20 protein-coding genes and 2 tRNA genes are annotated in these 22060 nt (G+C 64.0%); 10 read left to right on the forward strand and 12 right to left on the reverse strand.

Translation table 11 applies throughout. The features are described 5' to 3' along the window. Window positions 1–25 precede the first annotated feature (25 nt). A complete protein-coding gene (locus ACZYZ7_RS03760; RefSeq protein ID WP_463740228.1) occupies window positions 26–628 on the reverse strand; it encodes a TetR/AcrR family transcriptional regulator in 603 nt (200 codons plus the stop codon). A 99-nt stretch (window positions 629–727) separates the two neighbouring features. On the opposite strand from ACZYZ7_RS03760, the gene ACZYZ7_RS03765 reads away from it, so the two are divergent. Then, a complete protein-coding gene (locus ACZYZ7_RS03765; protein ID WP_463740229.1) occupies window positions 728–1198 on the forward strand; it encodes an SRPBCC family protein in 471 nt (156 codons plus the stop codon). Between the two features lie 4 nt (window positions 1199–1202). On the opposite strand, the gene ACZYZ7_RS03770 is transcribed toward ACZYZ7_RS03765, so the two are convergent. Further along, window positions 1203–2675, reverse strand: a complete 1473-nt coding sequence (locus tag ACZYZ7_RS03770; protein ID WP_463740230.1) for a flavin-containing monooxygenase — start codon at window positions 2673–2675, stop codon at window positions 1203–1205. Beyond that, entirely contained in the window at window positions 2675–4054 is a 1380-nt protein-coding gene (locus tag ACZYZ7_RS03775) for a cytochrome P450 (RefSeq protein WP_463740231.1), read from the reverse strand. Before ACZYZ7_RS03775 ends, ACZYZ7_RS03770 begins: the two co-directional genes overlap by 1 nt. Before the next feature lie 85 nt (window positions 4055–4139). On the opposite strand from ACZYZ7_RS03775, the gene ACZYZ7_RS03780 reads away from it, so the two are divergent. Together ACZYZ7_RS03780 and ACZYZ7_RS03785 are read left to right on the forward strand one after the other, a co-directional pair. After that, the gene (locus tag ACZYZ7_RS03780; protein ID WP_463740232.1) at window positions 4140–5180 is read left to right on the forward strand and encodes an AraC family transcriptional regulator; all 1041 of its coding nucleotides are present in this window, start codon (window positions 4140–4142) and stop codon (window positions 5178–5180) included. Between the two features lie 130 nt (window positions 5181–5310). Then, on the forward strand, window positions 5311–5664 hold the full coding sequence (locus tag ACZYZ7_RS03785) for a DUF6086 family protein (protein WP_463740233.1): 354 nt from the start codon (window positions 5311–5313) through the stop codon (window positions 5662–5664). Window positions 5665–5696: 32 nt separating this feature from the next. On the opposite strand, the gene ACZYZ7_RS03790 is transcribed toward ACZYZ7_RS03785, so the two are convergent. The 3 genes from ACZYZ7_RS03790 to ACZYZ7_RS03800 form a co-directional block, all read right to left on the reverse strand. Next, window positions 5697–7148, reverse strand: a complete 1452-nt coding sequence (locus ACZYZ7_RS03790) for an amidase (protein ID WP_463740234.1) — start codon at window positions 7146–7148, stop codon at window positions 5697–5699. A gap of 398 nt (window positions 7149–7546) precedes the next feature. Next, window positions 7547–7918 (reverse strand): hypothetical protein, encoded by a 372-nt coding sequence (locus ACZYZ7_RS03795; RefSeq protein ID WP_463740235.1) that lies wholly within the window; start codon window positions 7916–7918, stop codon window positions 7547–7549. A gap of 265 nt (window positions 7919–8183) precedes the next feature. Next, entirely contained in the window at window positions 8184–9071 is an 888-nt protein-coding gene (locus ACZYZ7_RS03800) for a hypothetical protein (RefSeq protein WP_463740236.1), read from the reverse strand. 265 nt (window positions 9072–9336) lie between these two features. Between ACZYZ7_RS03800 and ACZYZ7_RS03805 the strand changes: the two genes are divergently transcribed. Then, entirely contained in the window at window positions 9337–10080 is a 744-nt protein-coding gene (locus ACZYZ7_RS03805; protein WP_463740237.1) for a DUF4253 domain-containing protein, read from the forward strand. Window positions 10081–10273: 193 nt separating this feature from the next. On the opposite strand, the gene ACZYZ7_RS03810 is transcribed toward ACZYZ7_RS03805, so the two are convergent. After that, window positions 10274–10792 carry a barstar family protein gene (locus ACZYZ7_RS03810; protein ID WP_463740238.1) on the reverse strand — a complete coding sequence of 173 codons (519 nt, stop codon included), beginning with the start codon at window positions 10790–10792 and terminating at the stop codon, window positions 10274–10276. A gap of 134 nt (window positions 10793–10926) precedes the next feature. On the opposite strand from ACZYZ7_RS03810, the gene ACZYZ7_RS03815 reads away from it, so the two are divergent. Then, window positions 10927–11157 carry a hypothetical protein gene (locus ACZYZ7_RS03815; RefSeq protein WP_463740239.1) on the forward strand — a complete coding sequence of 77 codons (231 nt, stop codon included), beginning with the start codon at window positions 10927–10929 and terminating at the stop codon, window positions 11155–11157. Between the two features lie 445 nt (window positions 11158–11602). On the opposite strand, the gene ACZYZ7_RS03820 is transcribed toward ACZYZ7_RS03815, so the two are convergent. After that, a complete protein-coding gene (locus ACZYZ7_RS03820; RefSeq protein ID WP_463740240.1) occupies window positions 11603–12091 on the reverse strand; it encodes a DUF805 domain-containing protein in 489 nt (162 codons plus the stop codon). Window positions 12092–12305: 214 nt separating this feature from the next. On the opposite strand from ACZYZ7_RS03820, the gene ACZYZ7_RS03825 reads away from it, so the two are divergent. Together ACZYZ7_RS03825 and ACZYZ7_RS03830 are read left to right on the forward strand one after the other, a co-directional pair. After that, the gene (locus ACZYZ7_RS03825) at window positions 12306–13526 is read left to right on the forward strand and encodes an AAA family ATPase (RefSeq protein ID WP_463740241.1); all 1221 of its coding nucleotides are present in this window, start codon (window positions 12306–12308) and stop codon (window positions 13524–13526) included. Continuing rightward, the gene (locus ACZYZ7_RS03830) at window positions 13523–14671 is read left to right on the forward strand and encodes a tetratricopeptide repeat protein (RefSeq protein ID WP_450069115.1); all 1149 of its coding nucleotides are present in this window, start codon (window positions 13523–13525) and stop codon (window positions 14669–14671) included. The genes ACZYZ7_RS03825 and ACZYZ7_RS03830 overlap by 4 nt, the downstream gene beginning before the upstream one ends. 32 nt (window positions 14672–14703) lie before the next feature. Here the strand turns inward: ACZYZ7_RS03830 and ACZYZ7_RS03835 are convergent, their stop codons facing one another. The 4 genes from ACZYZ7_RS03835 to ACZYZ7_RS03850 all read right to left on the reverse strand — a co-directional run bounded on the left by ACZYZ7_RS03835 (window position 14704) and on the right by ACZYZ7_RS03850 (window position 17715). Further along, a complete protein-coding gene (locus tag ACZYZ7_RS03835; protein WP_463740242.1) occupies window positions 14704–17025 on the reverse strand; it encodes a hypothetical protein in 2322 nt (773 codons plus the stop codon). 54 nt (window positions 17026–17079) lie between these two features. Then, a tRNA-Thr gene (locus ACZYZ7_RS03840) sits at window positions 17080–17151 on the reverse strand. A gap of 22 nt (window positions 17152–17173) precedes the next feature. Then, a tRNA-Arg gene (locus ACZYZ7_RS03845) sits at window positions 17174–17245 on the reverse strand. A gap of 194 nt (window positions 17246–17439) precedes the next feature. Beyond that, a complete protein-coding gene (locus tag ACZYZ7_RS03850; RefSeq protein ID WP_463740243.1) occupies window positions 17440–17715 on the reverse strand; it encodes a hypothetical protein in 276 nt (91 codons plus the stop codon). A gap of 499 nt (window positions 17716–18214) precedes the next feature. Here ACZYZ7_RS03850 and ACZYZ7_RS03855 point away from each other — a divergent pair, with 499 nt between their 5' ends. The 3 genes from ACZYZ7_RS03855 to ACZYZ7_RS03865 all read left to right on the forward strand — a co-directional run bounded on the left by ACZYZ7_RS03855 (window position 18215) and on the right by ACZYZ7_RS03865 (window position 22051). Further along, window positions 18215–19300, forward strand: a complete 1086-nt coding sequence (locus tag ACZYZ7_RS03855) for a catalase family peroxidase (protein WP_463740244.1) — start codon at window positions 18215–18217, stop codon at window positions 19298–19300. Beyond that, window positions 19297–19848 (forward strand): cytochrome b, encoded by a 552-nt coding sequence (locus tag ACZYZ7_RS03860; RefSeq protein WP_463740245.1) that lies wholly within the window; start codon window positions 19297–19299, stop codon window positions 19846–19848. Before ACZYZ7_RS03855 ends, ACZYZ7_RS03860 begins: the two co-directional genes overlap by 4 nt. Window positions 19849–20092: 244 nt before the next feature. Continuing rightward, window positions 20093–22051: a hypothetical protein gene (locus tag ACZYZ7_RS03865; RefSeq protein ID WP_463740246.1), complete on the forward strand. Its 1959-nt coding sequence runs from the start codon at window positions 20093–20095 to the stop codon at window positions 22049–22051. The last annotated feature ends 9 nt before the right edge of the window (window positions 22052–22060 follow it).

Genomic DNA, 22060 nt, shown 5'->3' on the forward strand with positions numbered 1-22060 from the left:
CGCGAACCGGCCAGTACGACATCTACTACGCCTGTCGGTAGCGCTGTACGACGCCGCCCGCGAGTCCACGTGCCCACTCCAGCCCGGTATCGGTGCCGAACAGCTCGCGGCGTGTGTTGCCCGCACAGAGGTAGGCGTCGACCCGGAAGGCGTCTTTCGCAGGATCAGGTGAACCCGCCACGGAGAACTCGTTTTCCAGCAGATCCAGCCACTCCCGCTTCAGGTTCCGCACCGCGTCGGCCACCGCTCCGGTGCGATGCCCGAACTCGACCGAAGTCGCCGATACGAAACAGCCCCCGGGGAACACCTCGGCGCGCAGGTATGCCAGCCACGAATCAAGAAGGGCGTCGAGCCGTGCGACTCCCGGCGCAGAGCTCAGTGCGGGACGGATGACGACGTCGATATAGACCTGGCGCGCCTCAGCCACCGCGGCCAGCTGAATCGCCTCGCGGTTGCCGAAGACCGTGAGGATTCCACTCTTGCTCAGCCCGGTCGACGCGGCCAGACCACCCACGGTGATCCCGTCCAGACCGTGCGTGGTCGCAACGTCCGCTGCGGTACGCGCGACCAGTCGGCGGGTGGCGTCACCGCGCACCCGGCGCCCGTCAGCTGCAGGCAAGGCTGTCATCAGTTCACAGTAGTCAGACCGTGGACGTGGGACGGCCTGGTCGCGTACGGTCGGCACGAACCCATTCACGACCGATCGGTCGTATAGATTGGAGAAGCAATGGCCACCGCCTTCAAGGCGCTACTGGAACGCCGGATCACCATCGATACGACACCTTCCGCGCTCTGGGACGTCATCCGTGATGTGCGTCGCATGCCGGAGTGGAGTCCGCAGGTGGTATCGGTGAAGTTGCGAGGTCCCGACGATGACATCCGGCTCGGATCCACGTTCACCAACCTCAACCGCCTCGGCGAGCTCGAGTGGATCACACATGGTGAGGTGGTGCGGTATGCCCCCGAGAACGAGATCGCCTTCAGAATCGCCGAGAATTACACGATCTGGTCGTTCTCGATCACCGCTGACGACGACGCCGCCGTGCTCATGCAACGGCGCGAAACCCCCGACGGGATATCGGAATTCTCGCTCGAACTGACCGAGTCGCACCTCGGCGGACAGCAGGCGTTCACCGACTTGTTGGAAGTCGGAATGGAGCAGACCCTCACCGCCATCAAGGCATGCGCCGAGTCCTGAATGGCTACGAGGTGAACGCGTAGTCGTCCAGCGGGAAGCTCCGGCTGCGCCAGTACGCCTCGAATGTGGTGGCGGGCCGCAGCGGCACATCCCCGTTGCGGTCGAAGTAGTAGCTGTTGGCCAGGCTGCAGCTGTCCTGCCAGAAGATCTGGCGGTGACGCTTGCGCATCATCTCGGCGAAGTACCGGTCGTTGGCCTCCTGGCGGACCTCGACGCGGCGGGCGGTCCGGCGGTCGGCCTGCTCGATGCACCGCACCAGATGGCGGGTCTGGGCCTCGATCATCGCGAAGTACGACGACCCGACGTAGCCGTATGGGCCCATCACGGAGAAGAAGTTCGCGAAACCGGGAACGCTGACGCCTTCGTAGGCCTGCATCCGGTGCCGCTCCCAGAACTCGCTCAGCGACTGTCCGCCCGACCCCACGATGTCGAAGGTCAGCGCATCGACATCCATCACCTTGAAGCCGGTGGCCAGGATGAGCACGTCGACGTCGTGGCTCTCACCGTCGGTGGTGGCGACACCCGAACCGGTGACCTTGTCGATCGGTTCGGTGACCAGCCGGACGTTGTCCCGGTTGAATGTGGCCAGATAGGTGTTGTGGAACCCGGGTCGCTTACATCCCACCGCGTACCGCGGTGTGAGCTTGTCGCGCACCTCCGGATCGCGCACCTGCTGGCGTAGGTAGGCGCGGCCGGCCGCGCCGGCCCGCTTGGCGAACGGGTTGATCGTGAAGTACTGCGCGGCCAGCGGGAACGTGAACTCCACGTACGCCTGGCTGATCAGCCGGTGCAGCGTCCGGCCGCCGGGCAGCCGCATCAGCCTGCGGGCGACCGGCGGGATCGGCACGTCGAACTTCGGGAAGCACCAGATGGGCGTGCGTTGAAACACGGTGAGCTGCTTGACCTTCGGGGCGATCTCGGGGATCACCTGCACCGCGGACGCGCCGGTGCCGATGATCGCCACCCGCTTGCCCGTCATATCCAGGGTGTGGTCCCAGCGGGCGGTGTGCACGGTGACCCCGGCGAAGGAGTCCACACCGTCGATCTCGGGCAGCTTCGGGATGGTCAGCACCCCGCTGGCATTGATCAGGAACCGAGCCGTCAGTGTCTCGCCCGAGTCGAGATCGAGCCGCCACAGGTTCTCGTCGTCATCGAAGACCGCGCGGGCGACGGTGGTGTCGAACCGGATCCGGGACCGCAGTCCGTACTTGTCGACGCAGTTGTCGGCGTACGCGCGCAGCTCACTGCCGGGGGCGTAGGTGCGGGACCATTTTCGCGACTGCTCGAACGAGAACTGATAGGAGAACGACGGGATATCCACGGCCACACCGGGATAGGTGTTCCAAAACCAGGTGCCGCCGGCTCCGTCCCCAGCCTCCAGGATCAGATAGTCGTCCAGCCCCGCCTTGTCCAAGGCGATCGCGGCGCCGATGCCGGAAAAGCCGGCGCCGACGATGAGGGTGTGAAAGTCGGGCATCAAGCCACCTCCCGGCTGCGTCCGATCATGTGGACGCCGTGTTTGGGTCGCAACGTCAACGTAGCCTCCAACTCCACCGAGTGGCCAGGATTGAGATCGAATACGAACCGTCGGCTCATGATCGCGGCGATCAGCGCCATCTCCATCAGAGCGAAACTCTGTCCGATGCAGATGCGGCGTCCACCGCCGAAGGGGAGATAGGCCGAGCGTGGGCGGCTCTTGGTCGCATCGCCGAGGAAACGGCTGGGGTCAAAGGACTCCGGATCGGGCCACCACCTTCTGTCGTGGTGGATCTGGTGAATGGGGATGATCACCGTGGTACCCGGACGGATGTGGTGGCCGTCGATGTCGTCGGGCTCGACGGCCTCGCGAGCGATGATCCACACCGCGGAGTAGTACCGCTGTGACTCCTGTAGGCACGCGGTGGTCCACGGCAGCCGGGTCAGGTCGGCGGCCGTCGGACGACTTGCACCGACAACCTCGTCCACCTCGGTCAGCATCCGGTCCCGGGCCTCGGGATGGCGTGCCATCAGATACCAGAACCAGGCCATCGCGTTCGCCGTCGTCTCGTGCCCGGCGAGCATGAACGTCAGTGCCTCGTCCCGGACGCGTCCGCGTGGCCAGGTTCCGTCGTCGGCGCCGAACAACACATTGAGTAGGTCGGCCGATTCTGTGGGATGGGCGATTCGATCGTCGAGCACGGTGTTCACCGCGTCATCCAGAGCCAGGGCGATCCGTTGGCCTTCGCGCAGCGGTGGTGGCAGCCGGATTCCGGAGAACGTGCTCGAAGCGATGGCGTCGTAGACCGGACGGGGGAGCAGGCCCAAGAGCCCGAGTCTGGCCAGCAGTTCGGTACGCCTGAGTCCACGCGTCGTGAGGTCTCGCATGCTGTGCACGATCGGGCCGAAATCCTGGCTGAACAGTGCGTTGGAGACCACCCGCAGGGTTGTTTCCACCATCGCCGCGTGCATGTCGAACTGCACACCGTCGCCCTGTTCGGTGAGCTCGGTCGTCGCCCGTTCGATCGGGTCGATCATCAGGTCGACGATCGTGTTGAGGTGACGGCGTGCGAACGTCGGATTCAGGACCATTCGGTGGCCCGCCCAGGAGTCGCCTTCGTCAGTCAGCAGGTTGATCCCCGCTGCGGCCCGAATCGGCTCGTACTCGTTGGATTTGACGTAGCGGAGACGTGCCTGGTGGAGTACGTGGTCGATGTATTCGGGATGGGTAATCGATACGAAACGTCTTCCTGCGCAGCGGAATCGGGTGATGTCCCGGCCTTGGGTCCGGCTCAGGAAGCCGCCGTCGGTGCTGAATCCGACCGTGATGGCCTCGCGGGTCATCGTCCACGTGTTCAGTCGCGCCGCCGGAGCCGCCATGAATCCAGCGTATGAGTGACAGGACCGACGGGGAATGGGACTATCGGACACGGAGTTGGGATTTTGGGACAACGACTGGAGGTCCATGGCCGGGTCAGGTTCAGCGTGGTCAGCCGATGTATGCCATCCGATTCATGCCACCCGGGTGCTGTGTGAGGTGGCCGTGGAGCGCGGCGTCCCGGCGACACAGGTCCTGGCCGGAACCGGTTTGACGCCCGCAGATCTCGATGATCCCGATGGTGTGATCAGCGCCCACGACGAGATTCTGGCGGTGCGCCACCTGCAGGCCCAGTTGCCCGATGCACCCGGACTGGGCGTCGATGTCGGTGGTCGGTCGGCCCTGACGCACATGGGTCTGTTCGGGTTCGCGGTCATGTCGTGTGCCACGCTGCGCGAACTGTTCAGCATCGGGATGCGGTACTTCGCCCTGACCACCCTGCAGATCGATCTGCAGCTGTTCGAGGGTGCCGAAGACTGCGTACTGGAACTCAACGCCGGCCATCTGCCTCGCGATGTCCAGCGCTTCTTCGTCGAACGGGATATCGCTGGAATAATCGCCACCACAACCAGTTTCGCGTATCCGGTGGTGGCGCAGTACGCCGACCGCATAACCGCCGAGGTGTCGATCGACGAGGAAGTGCTGCAGCCGCTCTTGACCTTGATGCCACTCCCGAATGTGGCGTTCGGCCGTGCCCACTCCCGGTTGCACTTTCCCCGCGCCATGCTCGACGAGCCGTTGCCGCAAGCCGATCCGTATACCCTCGATCTGTGCATCGCCCAATGTGATGCGCTGATGCAGCGTTATGAGCACCGTCGCGGTATCACTGCTGTGGTGCGTAGCAAGCTTTTTCGCGATACCGGCGGGTTCCCGGCCCTGCCCGAGGTGGCAGCCGAACTCGATATGCATCCACGCACGCTACGGCGCCGGCTCGCTGAGGAGGGCACCTCATTCCGCGCACTGGTGAACGAGGCACGCTCGGCCCTCGCGCGCGATCTGCTGTGCAATGTCGGGCTGACCGTCGACGAGGTATCGCGGCGCCTCGGGTACACCGAGACCTCGACGTTCTGCCACGCCTTCAAGCGCTGGCACGGAGTGCCACCCAGCACGTTCTCACAGACACGCTGACGAAATGAACGCCCGAGTGACCGAGGCCGCTGAACATGAGCCAACCCTGGACGTCCAAATCTCTGTGGAATTACTTGCACCAGTTGATAATTGGATTAGGCATACCTAGCATGCGTGGCGAAAGGTCATTGTGAGTTTCATCTTCGACGTCGGGGACGTCACTGTGTGGAGTCCGGCCCTGCAGGTTGGCGAACTGTACGTTCGGTTTGTTGAGCAGGTCGGAGATCTACTAGGTGTCCCGACTGGGCTGAACAAGATGGCATCGGATTACTACTACATCGACCTTGACGTTTTCGAGGTGCTGGTCAAGACGGTATTCGAAGCGAATTTCCGTAGCACCCACCGAATTCGGCGCGCAATGCTTGAGTCGATACTGGCTCCATCGGTGGTCATTCTGGACCGTATCGACCGCCCACTGTCTGCCGGCACACCAGAGCAACTCGCATTCCTCGAAACGGCGCGCACCCTGCCAATGGCGCGGTGATCCTTGTCCGCACGACCGGGGGCTCGGTTGCCCTAGCTCGGTGCTTGGAAGCTGCCGATCTCCTGTTCGAGTAGTTCGGCCAGCCGCAGCGGGGTGCGGTCCTCGAACATCGGTCCGATGAGCTGCACTCCCACCGGCAGACCTTCGGGGGATCGGCCCGCCGGTATGGCGGTGGCGGGCAGTCCGGGCATGGTAGCCAGGCCAGCCCAGACGAGCTGGTCGAAGTACGGGTACTCGACGCCGTCGATGTCGATCCGGCGTTCCAACAGGTCGGGGTCGTGGTCGTGCGGGAAGGCGGGAGTCGGCGTGATCGGACACACCACAGCATCGAACTCGGCGAAAAACTGCCGCCAACCGTGGCGGTGGAGCTCGCGACGGTTGTTCACCTCGATCCAATCGCGGTGGCTCAACGCCATCCCGCGCAGCCGCGCCGCATCGAGACTCTGGTCGTCTGTACTCAGTCCGGCGGCGCGGGTCTGCAGCTGCTCGTACGCGTCGACGGGAAAACGTGCAACGGAGCCAGAAAACAGCAACTGCGTGTAGAGCATCGCGGCCTCGGTCAGATCAGGAAACAGCAGACTGTGTCGTTCGACGCGGGCACCGCTGTCGACGAGCGCGTCGGCCACGCGGTTCACGCCTGCCTGCACCGCGGACCCGGTCGGAATGAGCGGATGCTGGTCGAGGACCAGGACACGGAAGTCGCGGAGCCGCTCGTGGCGCGCGGGCGGCAGCGTCACGTCGTACGCGACGCCGAGCGTCAGAGGGTCCGGTCCGGCCATGACGTCGAGCAGGAGGGTGAGGTCGCGCGCGGTGCGCGCCATCGGACCGGCGACGGCGAGGTCGAGATCGGTCGGCAGGGCCGGCGCGGGCGGCGCGACCATACCGCGGGTCGGCACCAGCCCGACTGTCGGCTTGTGGGCGTAGACACCGCAGAAATGCGCGGGGGTGCGCAGCGAACCGGCCAGGTCGGAGCCGACGGACAGCGCGCCGAATCCGCACGCCAGGGCAGCCGCCGATCCGCCGGAGGATCCGCCCGACGTGCGCTCGTTATCCCACGGATTGTTGGTCGTGCCGTAGATCTCGTTGAAGCTCTGGATATCTTGCAGCCCCAACGGCACATTGGTCTTCCCGAGCACCACGGCACCAGCGGCCTTGAGCCGCGATACCTGTACCGCATCCTCGGCCGGCACAAAATCGCGGTACTGCGGCATGCCCCAGGTCGTGGGCAGGCCCGACATGTTGTAGGACTCCTTGACAGTCACCGGAATACCCAGCAGCGGCCGATCCTCACCCCGGGCACGCGCCTGGTCGGCATGCCGCGCAGCCTCCCGCGCCCGATCGAAGTCCGGCACACAAATCGCGTTGGTGGCCTCGTCATCTCGCTCGATCCCAGCGATCGCCGCCTCAGTCAATTCCACCGAGGACACCTCTCCAGCACGCAACGTGACAACCAACTCTTCAGCCGACCGAAAACTCCACTCCATGAATCCGACGCTAACGACCCACCGGAGAGGCCATAAAATCCCGCTTCCCGCAACGGAGAAGTCCGGGTATGACGTGTTGGCTCCGCTGCCGTCAACAGAATTGGGCTTTTGCTCAATCTCGCCTTCGGTTGTGCCATGCCAGAGAATGGGGTCACGCCTCTTGTCGGATCTTCGGCCGCGTGGCATCGGCCTTCGCGCCTGGTCCGTGCCCAGTTGGGCCGCGCCCTTTACCGTCCAGTTCGTTGTCGGCGTGCACTTCATCGCCCTGGTGATGTTGGGGAAGGAGCAACCGACTGCACACCGCCGCCGCAAAAGGCCGTTCCGGCAAAGGAATCAGCGACTCCTCACCAATCACCGATGCTGAGACCGCCGCATCTGGCATTCGATGCTTGAGACAACTAGTCCACCTGCCACGGCCACCACGACGGGGTGCCGGTGGGGCAGAGTTCGGTTGGGACGGCGTTGTATTGGGAGTTGATTGCGTAGACGACCATGGCCGCTGCGACCAGGAAGGCTGCGGCGACTGCGACGTATATCGACCAGTCACGCTCAATGAGTAGGTGAACAACTGTGTAGGTGACCGCAGTGGCGGCGATGGTGAGCACGGCTGGTCCCAACAGAGTGACGACGATGAAGGTGTCACCCGCGTCGACTTCTTGGAAGCAGGTCTCCAGCATGGCGACCACGATTTTTGTGGAGACGCCGTAGGCGAGGAGGCCGAGGATCGGACTGAGGGCAAGTCCGACGAGGATGCTCACCCAGCGGGGCATCAGTTGCGCCCCAAGCGCATCGATGCTTGTTTCCCGGCCGCCGACGCGTTGTAGCGCTCGATCGTGTCGGCACCACCTTGTGTGACGATCATGTCGGAAGTTCACTGCTGAACTCGCTGCGCTCGGATACGACCTGTACGGCTACCCAAATCCGTCGTAGCGGCCAACGAGGATGACAGCGACGCTGGCGGCCAACGATTTAGCCCCGATCACGACCGCATTTGTGCCCATCGCGCAGATCCACCTCCCTCAGAACCCATTCCGATCATTTGATTTCCACCCAGGATGGTTCCGGTCCAAGAGCGGCGTTGAACTCGGCGATCTGCGTCGGGGTTGTGTATGTGATGTCCAGATTCTCGCTATCCCACACGAGGTAGAAGCGTTCCGCGCGTTCGGGTGGGGCAAAGATGGGCGCCAGCTGTTCAATCAGCCCGTCGGGCAGGTACTTGGCGTACCTGATGAAGGGCAGAGAGTGTCGGGCGGTGCCCATCTGGAATTCGATGACGGCGTTGGGTTCACTGTCCAAGTCGGCACCCCGCGCGTAGTCGCCGCTCATGTCGCACTTGAACTGGCGCAATGGGCCGGTATATCCGCTGATTCGGGCAAACTCGCGCACGATCTCGAATGCATCGTCGTCATAGAACTCCACCTGGTTGGTGAAGAACGCGAGGTGGCGAAGCGGCGGGTCTCGTTCGTCCCCCAGCATCTCCAGAACCATCGTCACGGAGTGGAAGTCCATGTCCTCGAATACGTCGGTGGTTTCGGCACACTCGACGACCTCGTCATCGGATACTTCGCCGGGGTCGAGAATCCCGGCGGTTTCCAGCAAAGCGAATGTGGACAGCAGTTGTTTCCGCAATTCAGGCGCAAGCGGGTGCCGCCACGGGGTCGACGCCGTTTGGTACGGCTCGGGCGGCCAGGATGGCGGCTCTTCATCGCGGGCTTTGCGAAACTCTTTGTAGGACTGCCGTAGGCAGCCGAGACCGAACGCTAGAAATCCCCACCCGAGTAGTTGGTTCGGCATGGGGGTGTGCGGAATCCATCGAATCGCCTGCCAGATCATGTAGAGACCGAGGCCGAAGTAAATGGGCGGGCCAATCCAGCGCAGCCGGTACAGCGCCAGGTCGAAGAACCTCCACCACCGCGAGTTCACCGCGCAATCATGCCCGAACGGCAGATGCGGATTCGAGGATTCGGGTGGAGTTGACTCCTGGCGGTGAAGAGTTGGCGAAACGATCGTCGAGGTCGGCCGCCAAGACATCGTGCTGTGAAAGCTGACTCGGTGTCGGTGCAGCCTCGTACACTCCTGCAAATAAGGCATCTATCGCACCGACGATCCCGTCGGGCGATGGAAGCTCGGAGCAATACGGACTCGAAGTAGTGCCGTACCAGTGTCCATGACCCCGAAGGAACCAGCGATGTTCCGTGCCACCCCGGGGCGGCTGCCCGCGGCCGACGCAGGCGACTTGGCGGGGATTGCCCTGCCGCTCGGCCGGATCGTGGTGGCGCGGGAGGGTATGGGCGTGGCCGTGGCCTGGATCAGCGTCGATCTGCTGCCTGCCGCGCAGCTGGAGGACTTGGTCCGTGCGCTGGCCGCAGTCTTCCCGCAGACCGGCCTTTGGCCACTGCATGCCGAGGGCCACCCCCAAGGTCGGCTCGACCAGCCGTGGGCCTTCGGCGAGATGGATGGCCCGGAGGACGAGATCCCTGACGTGCTCGCCGTTTTGACCCGTGACGACGACGAGGATCCGACGGTGCCGGCCGTCACGGAACTAGCGTCCCCGCAGCCTGGCACGGACCTGGACGCACGGGCGCTCGGAATCGGGGTAGGTGGCAGGCTGCTGCTGGTATCTGTCGCCCGGCCCGCAGACGTTCCCGCGGCGCTGGGTTGGTGGGGCGGAACGAACTACGGTTTGTCCGGTGCGGATTTCAGCGCCGTGTTGCGCTCATGGGAGGACCGATTCGGCGCGGTGCTGATCAGTATCGGGTTCGCCACGATGGCGGTCCAGGTGGGGCGTCGCCCGGTATCGAAGGAGCAACTCGACGCTCTACTCCGAGAGCACTACGCATTCTGCCCCGATAATATCGAGCAGGGCCTGCCGCCGGAAGTGTTCCGCGACGGGTTGGGCGAGTGGAGTTTCTGGAACTTCTGGTGGGACTGAAATCCCGATCCGCGCAGCCGCTTTCGTGGATGGCGTCGAAGATCTCCTGCTCACGTTTGGCAACCAGTCCACGAGTATGCCCCGGCGTTGTGCGCGTGGCCCAGGACGATGACCTGGACACGCTGACCGTGCTCGGCGGGGCTAGGTCGACGGCGTAGACGTCGACGCGTCACTGTCCGCAACTCAGGCACGCCTAGCGGCAATCGGTTAATTCGGAGATGTCTTGCCAGACGGCTTTGGTGCGCTCCAGGCGCGAAACGAGTATTCCGGCGGCAGGTGGATCAACCTGCAATAGCACTCGGAAACGCACAGGCGGAACCGAATCGGATTTCCAGTATTCTGCCCAGAGTTCATCGATGCTCTCGATCAAAATAGCGAACCCAGACGGATCGTCTATTAGAAGTAATTGCGCCTCGTAGATCACGATCAGATATTCCTCACCGGGGCCAAACCAAAATTCATCTCGCATCCAGTCGTCAAGTGCATCCCAGTTGAGTCCGGTACCGTAAGGGTATTGGAATGCGGCCCCGAACTCGTGAAGCGTCAACTCGGTATTACGCATGTACGTGGCTTGCAGATATTTCGTCACCCGATGTTGTGGCTGCGAAACAAGTTCACGGATACCGAGCGGGAGGGACGCGATGACGCCTAAGGCAGGTACTGCAAGTTCGCCAGGGTTCATCCATTTTGCAAATGATACTTTTCCTGGCACCTCGACCTCATCTTGAGAAAGAATTCTGCTCCGGGCTGGCGGTTGACTATTCTAACCAGTTATGGGTCGTGCAGACATTGGAACTCGGCGCCGAATTTGACTGCGGCAACCTCGTGTCGATGTAGCCTCGGCGAATGATCGAGTTCACTGCCGAATCGTGGTTCACGATCACCGGCCGCGGTCGATGCGCCGTGGTCGACCTGGAACAGCTCGGAGACCAAACGTTCCAGATCGGCGATCGCATCAGGATCGACGGAACTGAATACATAGTTGTGAACTGGGACGTACCACGGCAGGCAGACCCCAACGCTGAGATGAGATTGGCGATGATGGTTCGCGAACCCCCGCACGGCAACACCGTTTGACGGTGGTCGCTCCTGTGACCGTGCAAGAGCTGCCTCGACACTCGTCCCGCGGCCTGATTCCAGCCCTTGCCGTCGTGGGTTGGCGCTACGATCCGCGGCATGATGGATGCTTCACCTCGGCGACGACGAGTGAAGCTCCGGGGGGTGATCGGCTGGATTCTGCTTGCAGTCCTGTTGGTGGTGGTAGCCCTTGTGATGCTGTTGCGCAACGGCGACTCAGGACCCAGCCCTTCCTATACGGTTCCCTCGACGAGTGGGCGCCCTCCCGTGTCGTCCTGTAAGGACACGTACCGCCGTGACATCCCCATGGGTGATCGGGACTATGCGCCTTGGCTCGACGGTGACCGCAACGGTCTGGCCTGCGAATCCCGTAAGCCCAACTAGCTGCAGTACGGGCGCAGCTCGGACGTCACGCCGGGCAAATGCGGCATCGATTGCATCCCAATCAGGCAGCCGAATCATCGTCGTAGTCATCACGGTGGTCGAAACGTTCACCAAGCGGCTTGGAGGGCAGCATGCCGAAGACGATCGGGAACACGGATCCGATGTAGGGCAACAGGAATAGCAGGGACATCCATCCTGGCAAGTCGGCGTCATGGAGCCGGCGGACCAAGAGTGCCCAGCTTGGAACCGCGCACACCAGTACGAATACCGCCACCGGTACCAGGGACATGCGCCCGAGCGCGCTGGGATCTCCGGCTACGGCGACGATTGCCACGCAGAAAAGGGTGACTACTGCGACTGCCAGCTGGACCCACCAGTACTCACTGCGCGACGCGCGGCCGGAGAAGCGCGCGTAGCTGCGGAAGAACCGCGACACCGCCTGGCCGAATGTGGCTCCGTACAGCGGCAGGGTGAGGTCACGGGGATCGGTCGCGCCGAGTGGCTCGGATGGGTACTGCGTGTCGGACCAGGTTTCCTCGCTGCGGGTCATTGGTTCCTCTGCTCGATTATTTGGTTGTGTACGGAGCCGCCTGAGTTTCACTGTCCCGCCTATTGACGGGCTGAGTTCAACGCGGACGGTACAGCGTTGCGTCAAGCAATGCCTGCAATATATGTGGAGTAGAAGTCCACGTCGGAGCAGGTGATTACTCTGTCGGTGCGCGGTCTTGGTGGATGACCGTTTGTGGGCGGGAGGATGGCACGGAATGGCTGTAGACCCTCAGCTTCTGGCTGCGATCGACGGCGCAGTGCGCGCCGACCCGGCCAACCGCGCACTGCGCCTGCACCTGGCAGACCTGCTCGTGGACGACGGGCAGTACGTGGCCGCGCTCGGTCATTGTGAACTGCTCCTGCAGCAGACCCCTGGGGACGCCGAGGTCCTCGCGCGTAAGAGCGCGGCACTCGATGGTTTCGGTATGCCCACTCGCGCACCGCAACCGACCATCCCCGAGCGGGTTTCTGCCGCGCCGCCGCCACCTGCACAGGTGCCGCAGGCCGAAGCATGGGCCACGGCCGACGACGATGACGACGCCATCCCAGTCAGTGACCTGATGGAGATCGTCCGCCCGGAGCTCACGCTCGACGATGTGGCCGGCATGGACGACGTCAAACAGCGGCTGCGGATGAGCTTTCTCGAACCCATGCGTAACGAGGAACTGCGCAAGTCGTTCGGGCATGCACTGCGATCCAGCCTCCTGTTGTGGGGTCCGCCCGGATGCGGCAAGACGTTCCTGGCCAAGTCGCTGGCGGGCGAACTCGGGCTGTTCTTCATCCATGTCGGCATCGCCGACATCCTCGACAAGTGGCTCGGCAACAGCGAGCGAAACATCAAGGGTGTCTTCGAAGAAGCCCGGCAGATGCGCCCGACCGTGTTGTTCATCGACGAGCTCGACGCACTCGGCCACAAGCGCGCCCAGACATCGAGCTTCATCCGCAGCATTGTCAACCAGTTGCTGCTCGAACTCGACGGGGCGACCAGCGACAACGAGGGGCTACTGGTACTTGGGGCCACCAACCAGGTGTGGGACGTCGACCCCGCCCTGCTGCGTCCGGGCCGGTTCGATCGCAAAGTGCTGGTGCTGCCGCCCGATCGGCCCGCCCGAGAGGCGATCCTGGCGCACCACCTGCGCACCAGCCCGACTGAGCGGCTGAACCTGGCCGCTGTGGCCGAGCGCACCGACGGGTACTCGGGCGCGGACCTGGCCGGCCTGTGCCGCCGCGCCGTCGAGTTCGCACTACACGACTCGGTGCGACGCGGCTCCACACAACCGGTCAACCAACGTCACCTCGACGCGGCACTCAAGGACACCCAGGCCAGCACGGCGTCGTGGTTCAGCCTGGCGCAGAACTATGTCGCGTTCGCCGAAAACAAGGAGGACTACACCGAACTCGAGCGCTACCTCGTGAGGAGAAAGAAGCGGCGATGACGTCGACGGCCGAGCGTGCGGCGGAGAAAGTACGCGTACTTCTCGATCTCGACCGCAACGAGGACGCGGCACAGGCAGCGCGCGTCGGATTGCAGAGCGATCCGAACAACGCCGAGCTGCTGGGGCTCCTGGCGTTCGCACTCCAAGCGGGGGGTCACGCGCGCGATGCCCGGATGTGGGCCCAACGTTCCCTGGCCATGAACCCACGCCAGGCTCAGGTACTCGACACCCGGGCCCGCGCGATCCTCGATGGCGCCGGAGAACCCCAGGAAGCGATCGAATCCGCCTATGCGGCCACGCAACTCGCGCCAACCAACCCCTTTTACCGTTTCACGCTGACGCAGGCCTACCTCGAGGTCAAGCAACGCAAAAACGCGCGGTCGACCGCACAGTCGATCCGCGCTGTCGACCCCGCGTCTCCCGTGGGACCACTCGCGGAAGCGCTCGTCGAGATCGACCGCGCCAGATTTTTCCAGGTTCGCCCGTGGTGGGCGGTGTTCGCAGTGCTGGTGACCAGGGGCGTCGCGCTGATTGTCTACGCCCTCGCGTGGCTGGTCTTCTACCTCCAGCGGCGTGGCCCGCTGCGGCGCGCCGATGCCCTGCTCTTGGAGGCGTTGCGGCTGGATCCCGGTGACGCCGGTATGCATGCAGTCGCCGCTGAGGTCGCCCGATTCCGGTTTAGGTTTATCCGGGCTGTCGATTCGACGCTGGCCGCGGCGGCGATCGACGGGGGCATGGTCGATGCGAACGAGCTGGCCCGCGGCATCGTGCGCAGAACCTCGGTGCTTGTGGCGGTCACCTTCGCCTTCTGGTGCATGCTTCTGTTACCCGTGCTCACCGCCATCGCGGCCCCGGTCATGGCGGCCATCCTCGGTGCGGCTCTAGCGATTACCGCCGCGGCGAGCGTTGCATGGATCTACAGGGAACAGACGGTACGGCTTCCGCCCGGCGCTCTGCGGCTCGTCCACCGCCGGTGGGACTTGCCGGCCACAGTGTTCGTGATCGCGACGGGGGTATCCGCCTATAGCCTGGCCGGGCTGGACCAGCCGAACATCGCAATTCCGGCCGCTACGGGCGCGGCGATCCTGCTGGCCGGCTTCTGCGTGTTGACCGCGAAACTGGTGTCCGCCAGGCGTATTGGCTGACCCGCGAGATGGCAATCTGTGACTCACCGGCGTTATGGCTGAGGCTGATACCAGTGTCGGCCCACTGCCCATCCGAGGAAACGTCGGCCCGTACCCGCCGGCACGGTGCCGGTCGCTGCGAATGTCTTTCCGCCGATGACGTGGTCCAGTCCGTCGATCGCTGGCCGGAATTGGTTGTGGATGCCGGCCGCAAGGGCTTCGTCGTGCAGCAGCCCCACCTGTGACTGTTGCACCACAGGATCGCAGAAGCAGAGCAGGAAGATTGCCTGACGCCAGGCGTATGCGGCGTTCTTGATTTGGATCAGTGCAGAGTGCCAGTCATGGGTGGGTTGTGCGAGTCGTCGGATAACCCAGGTGAATGTGTTGCGGACCAATTGGGGTGAGCTATCGCGCAACTGGTCAAGGAGGTCGAGCTCGTACACGAGTGTCGCAAGGTTATGGGTGGTAAGTATCTGGCTTTGTTCCAGAATGGCGCCGTTGCGAGCGACCCAGGAGCCGTTGCGGGCTTGGTATTCCGTGGCGCCTGCCTCTTCGGCTCGCCTAGCGCATACCTGAGCGAAGTCCTCTGCTGTCGGCTTTCCCCATCGTTTCGGGGCGTCGCTTCGGGCCGCCCAGAACCAAGCAGGCGGGAGATCGTAGTAGTCGGCGTAGAGGGTGCCGGCCATGGTGCGGCTAGCGATAGCAGCGGCGCTACGCCATTTTGAGGTGAAGGTGCCCATGAAGATGTCAGCGGCGACTTCCTCCACCAGCGGCAGTTGCAGCCCGGATTTGGTCGCCAGCGTGCCGAGTTCGCGGATCAGTGAGTTGGGCAAGATGGTGTGGGGAAACGCAGTCAGGGCAAGCATGCTGGCTTGTCGCAGAGATTGCCGGGCCGCCTTGGCGTTGTCCGCGTGCCGAGATCGGCATGGTTGCAACGCAGCGATCCACGGCAATTCCTCAAAGCGCACCTGGTGTTCGAGGTTGAGGAGCAGCAGGCTACGACGGCGGCGGAACGCGGTGTAGGTCTGCTCGTAGAGGCCGGCCAGCACCGGATCGCCGATGCTTGCTGCAGTAAGCCGTGACGTCAGCTGCGGCAGCACGATCGCGAGCACCTCGCTGGAGCTGATGACACCACGGCTCACCAACTCATCCACGGGCGCTTCTAGCGCGCGAGTTGCCTTCTGCAGCAAGTGTTGCGGGATCGGTGTCCCCGTGGGGATGCTGTCGACTGGCTCATCGGCTTCGGTGACGTCGGCGGCGATCGAATCTAGCGAAGGCACACCTGCGTCCGTGGGGTAGCGGTCCAAGCGTCGGGCGAGCACGCGGGCCAGTGCGGCGTATGTTGGCGCGTTGGCGATTCTGAGCTGAGTCGCTCGGAGTGTGTCTCGGTGCTGAGAGCCGGCGGCTCCGTGCCGGGTGATCGTGTTCGCTAGAGCGCGACGGATCCCGCCGACCTCATGGGCGGGCAGTGTTTCACCCCCGTTGGGGCAGCTTTCAAGAGCGCGGTGCAGCGTGGCGAAATTGCTCTTGGGGTGGGCGTGGCGACCAACGAATTCATCACTGCTGCATGCTTGCGCGAAGTCGGCGAGCCAGCGGGCCCTATCGTGCGCCCACTTTGGCGGCCATTGTTGGCAGGGCCAGCCTCCATGCACGGCCCGAGTTCCGTCGCGGTGAGGCAATTGACCCTCAACTGTGGTGGACCACAGCGCTACGAGTCGGTCATACAGTGGGTTCCATACGGCCAGCGTTGCCCCCATCGTAGCGATCTGGGGCGGCACTGACACCGCTCGTAATGACTGTGCCGTCTGCGTGGCAGAGGCCAGCCGCACCGCAGCCCCCGACAAGCGGGCCACCGACTCGAACCGTGGGGTGAACCTGAGCCGGTTCATGAACGGCCCCAGTTCTGCGACGAGGTCCAACGCTTGTTCCGGGAAGTCGTTGTCCAACAACAGCACTACGACGCTGAGAGCGGCCTCTTCAGGTATCTCCACGCGGTAATGGCCGCTATGCAAGGCCTCGCGCAGCTGCGTCTGACCGGCATCGCTTAGAAACCATAGATTGAGCCGTTCACGCTCATTCGCACCCGGGGTATCGCCGGGCAGCGTTGTCAGCAGCGCCATTTCGTCGTCATCGAGTGCGCTCTCCGCCAGATACCGTCCGGTGGCGAAGCCCCCGTGGGTGACCTCCAAGGTCACCCAAACCGGAGTGTCGGCGACAGGTGTGCGATTGCCCACGGAAATCTGGCCGCTGGCGATCCCGAACACGACATCTTCCCAGCGTCGTACTTTCTGCCGCACCCGCTCACGGTCCGCGGCATCGCCCAGCTCAACTGCCCGGGCCATCGCGCGCTGCAGCTGCTGGGTCGCGTACCTCATAGACGCGGCGGGGTAGTGCTCGTCGGGCACGACAGTCTCCAGAATTAAGGGGTGACCTGGTGGTGAGGTTCGAACTCACGCCCTCCCGGTTACGAGCCGGATGCTCTGCCGCTGAGCTACACCAGGTTGCGACATGGCGGTCGCGTCGACATGGAGGCGGGGATCGAACCCGCGCCCTCCCGGTCCGAAGCCGGGCGATCTACCGCTGATCTACTCCATGATGGCGAGTCGACGCTAACAGAAGGGACCATTGGTGGCCGGCGATTTCGGCGTGGCGTTGGGCGACTTGGTAGCTGTAACTGGTCAGGGCTCGACCCGCAGTGGGCTTCGCGTGGCGGCTGAAAGACACGTATCAGCCTCGGGATGCAGATCCCCGAGCATCCCGTAGTGGTCAACCAGAAGTCAGGATTGCAATCACTTCCTGAATTCGGCTGCAGCCTGATTGCGACCCTGTTGCATCTTGGCGAGGTCAACCAGCTCACCGTAACCCTTGGACAGTGCTGCAGGGTCCGCGGCGTTTGTCGCCACCCACGAAAGAAGCTGGTCGGCAATGAGATCTACCATCTCGCGACGCGATTGATCCCGCAAATCAAGTATCAGGACATTGTTTTCATTCAGCTCGTGAATTTCCTGGCGCGCTGGCCCCTCCGGCAATGTGTCCTCAAGAAAATCGAACAAGAAGCTGGTCATCGAACTCTTCCATGACCAGTTACCGTCCTGGAGACGAACAAAACCGCCCATGCAGTCCTCTCATGTCACCGCGGATCCGCAGCATGCACACCCCGTGACACAGTCGGTCATCCAGCCTGGCGCATACCGTTCAAGTAAGTGTGGACCCAGTACGCGGATCTTTGAACAACGTATGCACAACCGCATCATGAGTGTGCCGAGTTCCGGTTTCTGAGTCCACCCGTTTCTAGAGTCAGGCTTGCTTGATCGGATTCAGTGGATGCGGCAGGCCATGAAGAAACATGCGCTTGCTGTTAAGTCGATCGTCGATGGACGTCACGACGGTATAGGCATTTGGCCGACCTCGGGCACACCTGGACTTCCTTTTATTCACAGACTTCTGCGGTTGCATGGCAGCCGACACACAGACTCGGCACCGCGTTCGGCCGATTGAACGGCGCGCGCCCGCATACCGTTTCACACTGGACAGCGTCCGGCGTCGAAGAGGGGTGCGACCACGATGAAATCCGATGATGTTCCGCCGCTCAACCGCAGGAGAGCATTGCTCGGCCTGGCCGCGGTCGGTGGTGTCGCGGCGGTCGGTGTCGGTGGACTCGCCGAGGCCGCCGGCTGGCTGCGGCCCGATGCGCTGACGCCGGCCGACTTCGTCGACCGCTTCGAACAGATCGCCGGCCGGCACGACGGATTCCGGCGCAACCATGCCAAGGGACTGGCCGCCACCGGAACGTTCACCAGCACGGGTGCAGGTGCTCAGGTGAGTCGGGCGGCGGTGTTCAAACCCGGCGCGGTGCCCGTCGTCGGCAGGTTCTCACTGTCGGGCGGCCTGCCCGACCAACCTGACAAGCCCGACACCGGCCGGGGACTGGGCCTGATGTTCCGGCTTCCAAACGGCGAGCAGTGGCGCATCGCGATGGTCAACATCCCGGTGTTCACCGACAACACCCCGCAGGGCTTCTACGACCGGATGCTCGCGTCACGCCCACAACCGCAGACCGGCAAGCCGGACCCGCAGGCGATGGCGGATTTCCTGGCCGCCCATCCGGAGACCGCCGCGGCGATGAAAATCATCAAGCAGGACCCGCCGAGCTCCGGATTCGCCGACAGCACCTACCGTGGGCTGCACGCCTTCCGTGCCATCAACGACAAGGGTGAGACGACGTTCATCCGGTGGACAGCCATGCCGGAACAGCCCGTGTCACCCGAACAGCTCGCCGAACCGCCGGACAACGACAAAAACCGCCTCTTCGATGCACTGATCGACACGGTGGCCCGCGGCCCGGTCAGTTGGAAACTGATCCTCACGCTCGCCGAACCCGGTGACCCCACCAACGACCCGACGTTGCCATGGCCGACGAACCGCCCCACGATCGAGGCGGGCACCATCACCATCGACGCCGTCCACACCGAGGCCCCCGGAAACGCCCGCGACATCAACTTCGATCCGATGGTGCTGCCCGACGGTCTGGCCGCGTCCGACGATCCGCTGCTGAGTGCGCGATCCGCGGTCTACGCCCGCTCGTTCAACCGGAGGGCCCGAGAACCCAAGTCGCCCAGCGCAGTCGTCGTCCCCGCGGGTGAGCAATGACCACCGAGACGAAACCGCCGATCACGCGGTTCAACCTGCCGGCCAGACTGCTGCACTGGGCCATGGCGGTCATGGTGATCGCGCAGTTCTTCATCGGGGTGACGATGATCGCCGCGCTCAGCTACTACCCGCTGCTGCTGGCGATCCACCGACCGCTGGGCATCGCGATCCTGGTGTTCGCGATCGTGCGGCTGATCAACCGGCTGACCCATCGGCTGCCGCCGTTCCTGGGCACGATGGGACCGGTGGAGCGGCGGGTCGCCAGCTATTCCGAATACCTTTTGTACGCACTGCTTTTGGTGCAGCCCCTGATCGGATGGGCCATGCTGTCGGCCGCGCAGTCCCCGGTGGTGATGGTGGGGGCGTTGCACCTGCCCGCGATCGCCCCACACAACATCACCCTCTACGCGGCGCTGCGCACGGCACACACTGTGGCCGCCTACGTGTTGTTCGCGACGTTCACCGCGCACATCTGTGCGGTGCTGTTCCACACCCTGGCTCTGCGCGACGGAATTCTGCGTCGAATATCATTGTGGCCCAGCAGATGATGACCCACGGAGCGCAAGCATGAGCGACAACCTCATCCGGAATTCATGGCGTGCACGGTTGACAGATACGGAATGGACATCGCTTTCGCACGCCTACGGTGATGCCGGGGACGTGCCAGGCTGGTTGGAAGGCGTGACGGACTCGGCGACCGTCGAGGAGTCGGTTCAAGAGTTGTGGGCCGCGGTGCTGCACCAGGGCACGATCTACGACTCGACGCCACCGGCAATGGAGGCACTGGCGTCGATGCTGGGCGCCCGGTTGACCGCGAACCCGGACCTGGTGGCCTGGCTGTTGCTCATGTACGCCATGTCCGTGGAGCAGTACGCGGCGGTCGAGGATTTCGAGGCCGACATGACCGCACTTGTTCGCGACGCCCAATCGTCGCTCGCGACCATCGCGGAATCGGTGCGGCCGCTCGTCGCCTTGGATGTGCCTGAGGCCGGTGCCGCCGCACTGCTGGTGGGCGCCGTCGGTCCGGTGGATGACGACGCGGTCTCGATGCTTGTCGCTCGGGCATCGCGACGTCCGGCGGAGGCCGTTGAATGGGCGTGCACGGCGACGCTCGTGCGCTGGGGCTGCGACGTGTCCGCCCTCCTCGCCGACGGGGATCCGGGAATGGTGATGGCCGCGACGCTCGCGCGGATCGAGGGCGGGAGCACCGAGCAGCCCGTTGTCGAGGCGTTGGTCGCTGACTGGGCGCTCGCGGTCGAGGTTGCCCCGGTTGCAGCGGTCGGTGTCGAGGATGTCGCCGAGTGGCTGAGCGGTGTGAACCCCACTGCTGCGATGCGGGTGTTCGAGGAGTTGCCGTCGGCGGACGAGTCGACCGTGAATGCGCTGGTCGATGTTGTGCTCACATCCCGATCGAACGCACCGGGCGCAATCCGCCGTCTGCTCGCCTTCGCCGCGATGCCGGACGCCAACCCTGTTCTCATGATCGGGGCCCTCCGCCAGCTGCCCGCGAGTGAGGGAGTACGGGACGCGCTCGTCACTGTCGCCGACCGCGTCCAGGGCGGGTATCGAGCGCAGATCGGTTCGAACGCCCATGATTCCGATGCGCGAGCGGATGCTGCGCTTGCGCTGCTCCGGTCGGGCGATGATCGCTGGTCCACATTGCTTGCGCGTGCTCTGATCACCAATCCCGCGGCACGTGCGGTCATGGTGGCGGCATCCGCGAACGGCTTGATGAGTCTCGGCTATGCCTTTGCACGCGAGCGGAGTTCAGGCACAGTACCGCTTGTCGAGGGTGTCCGTCAGGCGCTCCGACAGGCGTCGCCAGCCGAATCGAAGTCGGACTGCGCCGCGAGTCTCGTCGATTGGATCGGCACATGGCCCGCCCGCATCGCGTCCGCCGCGATCCCCGACGTCCGGGCCCTGCTGCCGGAGCACCCGAGAGCGGTTGCGGGGGCTCTCGCCGCATGGAACGACACCGACAGCATCGAACTTCTCCGCGAAGCCGCGCAGGGTGGCGACGCGATCGTCTTGCTCTCGCTCGCGCGACTCACCGAGAACATCGGCGACTTCCACCGGGTACTCGAAGCCGACCTCGAGTACGTGGAGTCCGACGTACTCGCGCACTGGGGCGACCGCTCGGACGCGCGGTTCCTCGATTGGTGTCGGGACCTCGTGGGTAGCGAGCCGGCCACCAGCAACCCTGGGCGTGAGAGACAGCTCACGGCGCTTCGCTGCCTCGCCGATTCCTCAGTGGAAGAGGCAGTGCAGAGTTGGCCGGTGCTCCGCGGCATCATCGACGGGGGTCGCGGCCCCATCGCCGACGCGATCAACCTCGCAGCCACCTGGCACGCGTCGAACGTCCTGACCGCTTCCGCCCGTGACGACCTGGAATCGCTCCTCGCGGATCTCGTGGTGACCGGCCGGAAGAACTGGAGTGGCACCGACTACAAGGTCAGTGCGCAGGCCGCTCTCGGAATGCTTGAGCTGGGCCTTGCCCTACCGGCGACACCTGCACGCATCACGAAGATCGTTACGGGAGCGATGGAAGACGGGTGGTCCCGCGAGGCGGGTATCAACCTCGCCGAACACTGTGCCACCGCCGATGCTCCCGTGAGAAGGGCGCTGGTGAAGAAGCTCCGCCTACTGGTCGAGCGGGATGAACGCTTCGACTCGACCGGCGACCCCGCGATCGAGGACGAACACGCACTCGCGTCCCTCCGCGCCGTCGTCACCCGCCTGGAAGGCGCGTGACCCGAAGGG

Source organism: Mycobacterium sp. IDUB_17 (genome assembly GCF_055419465.1).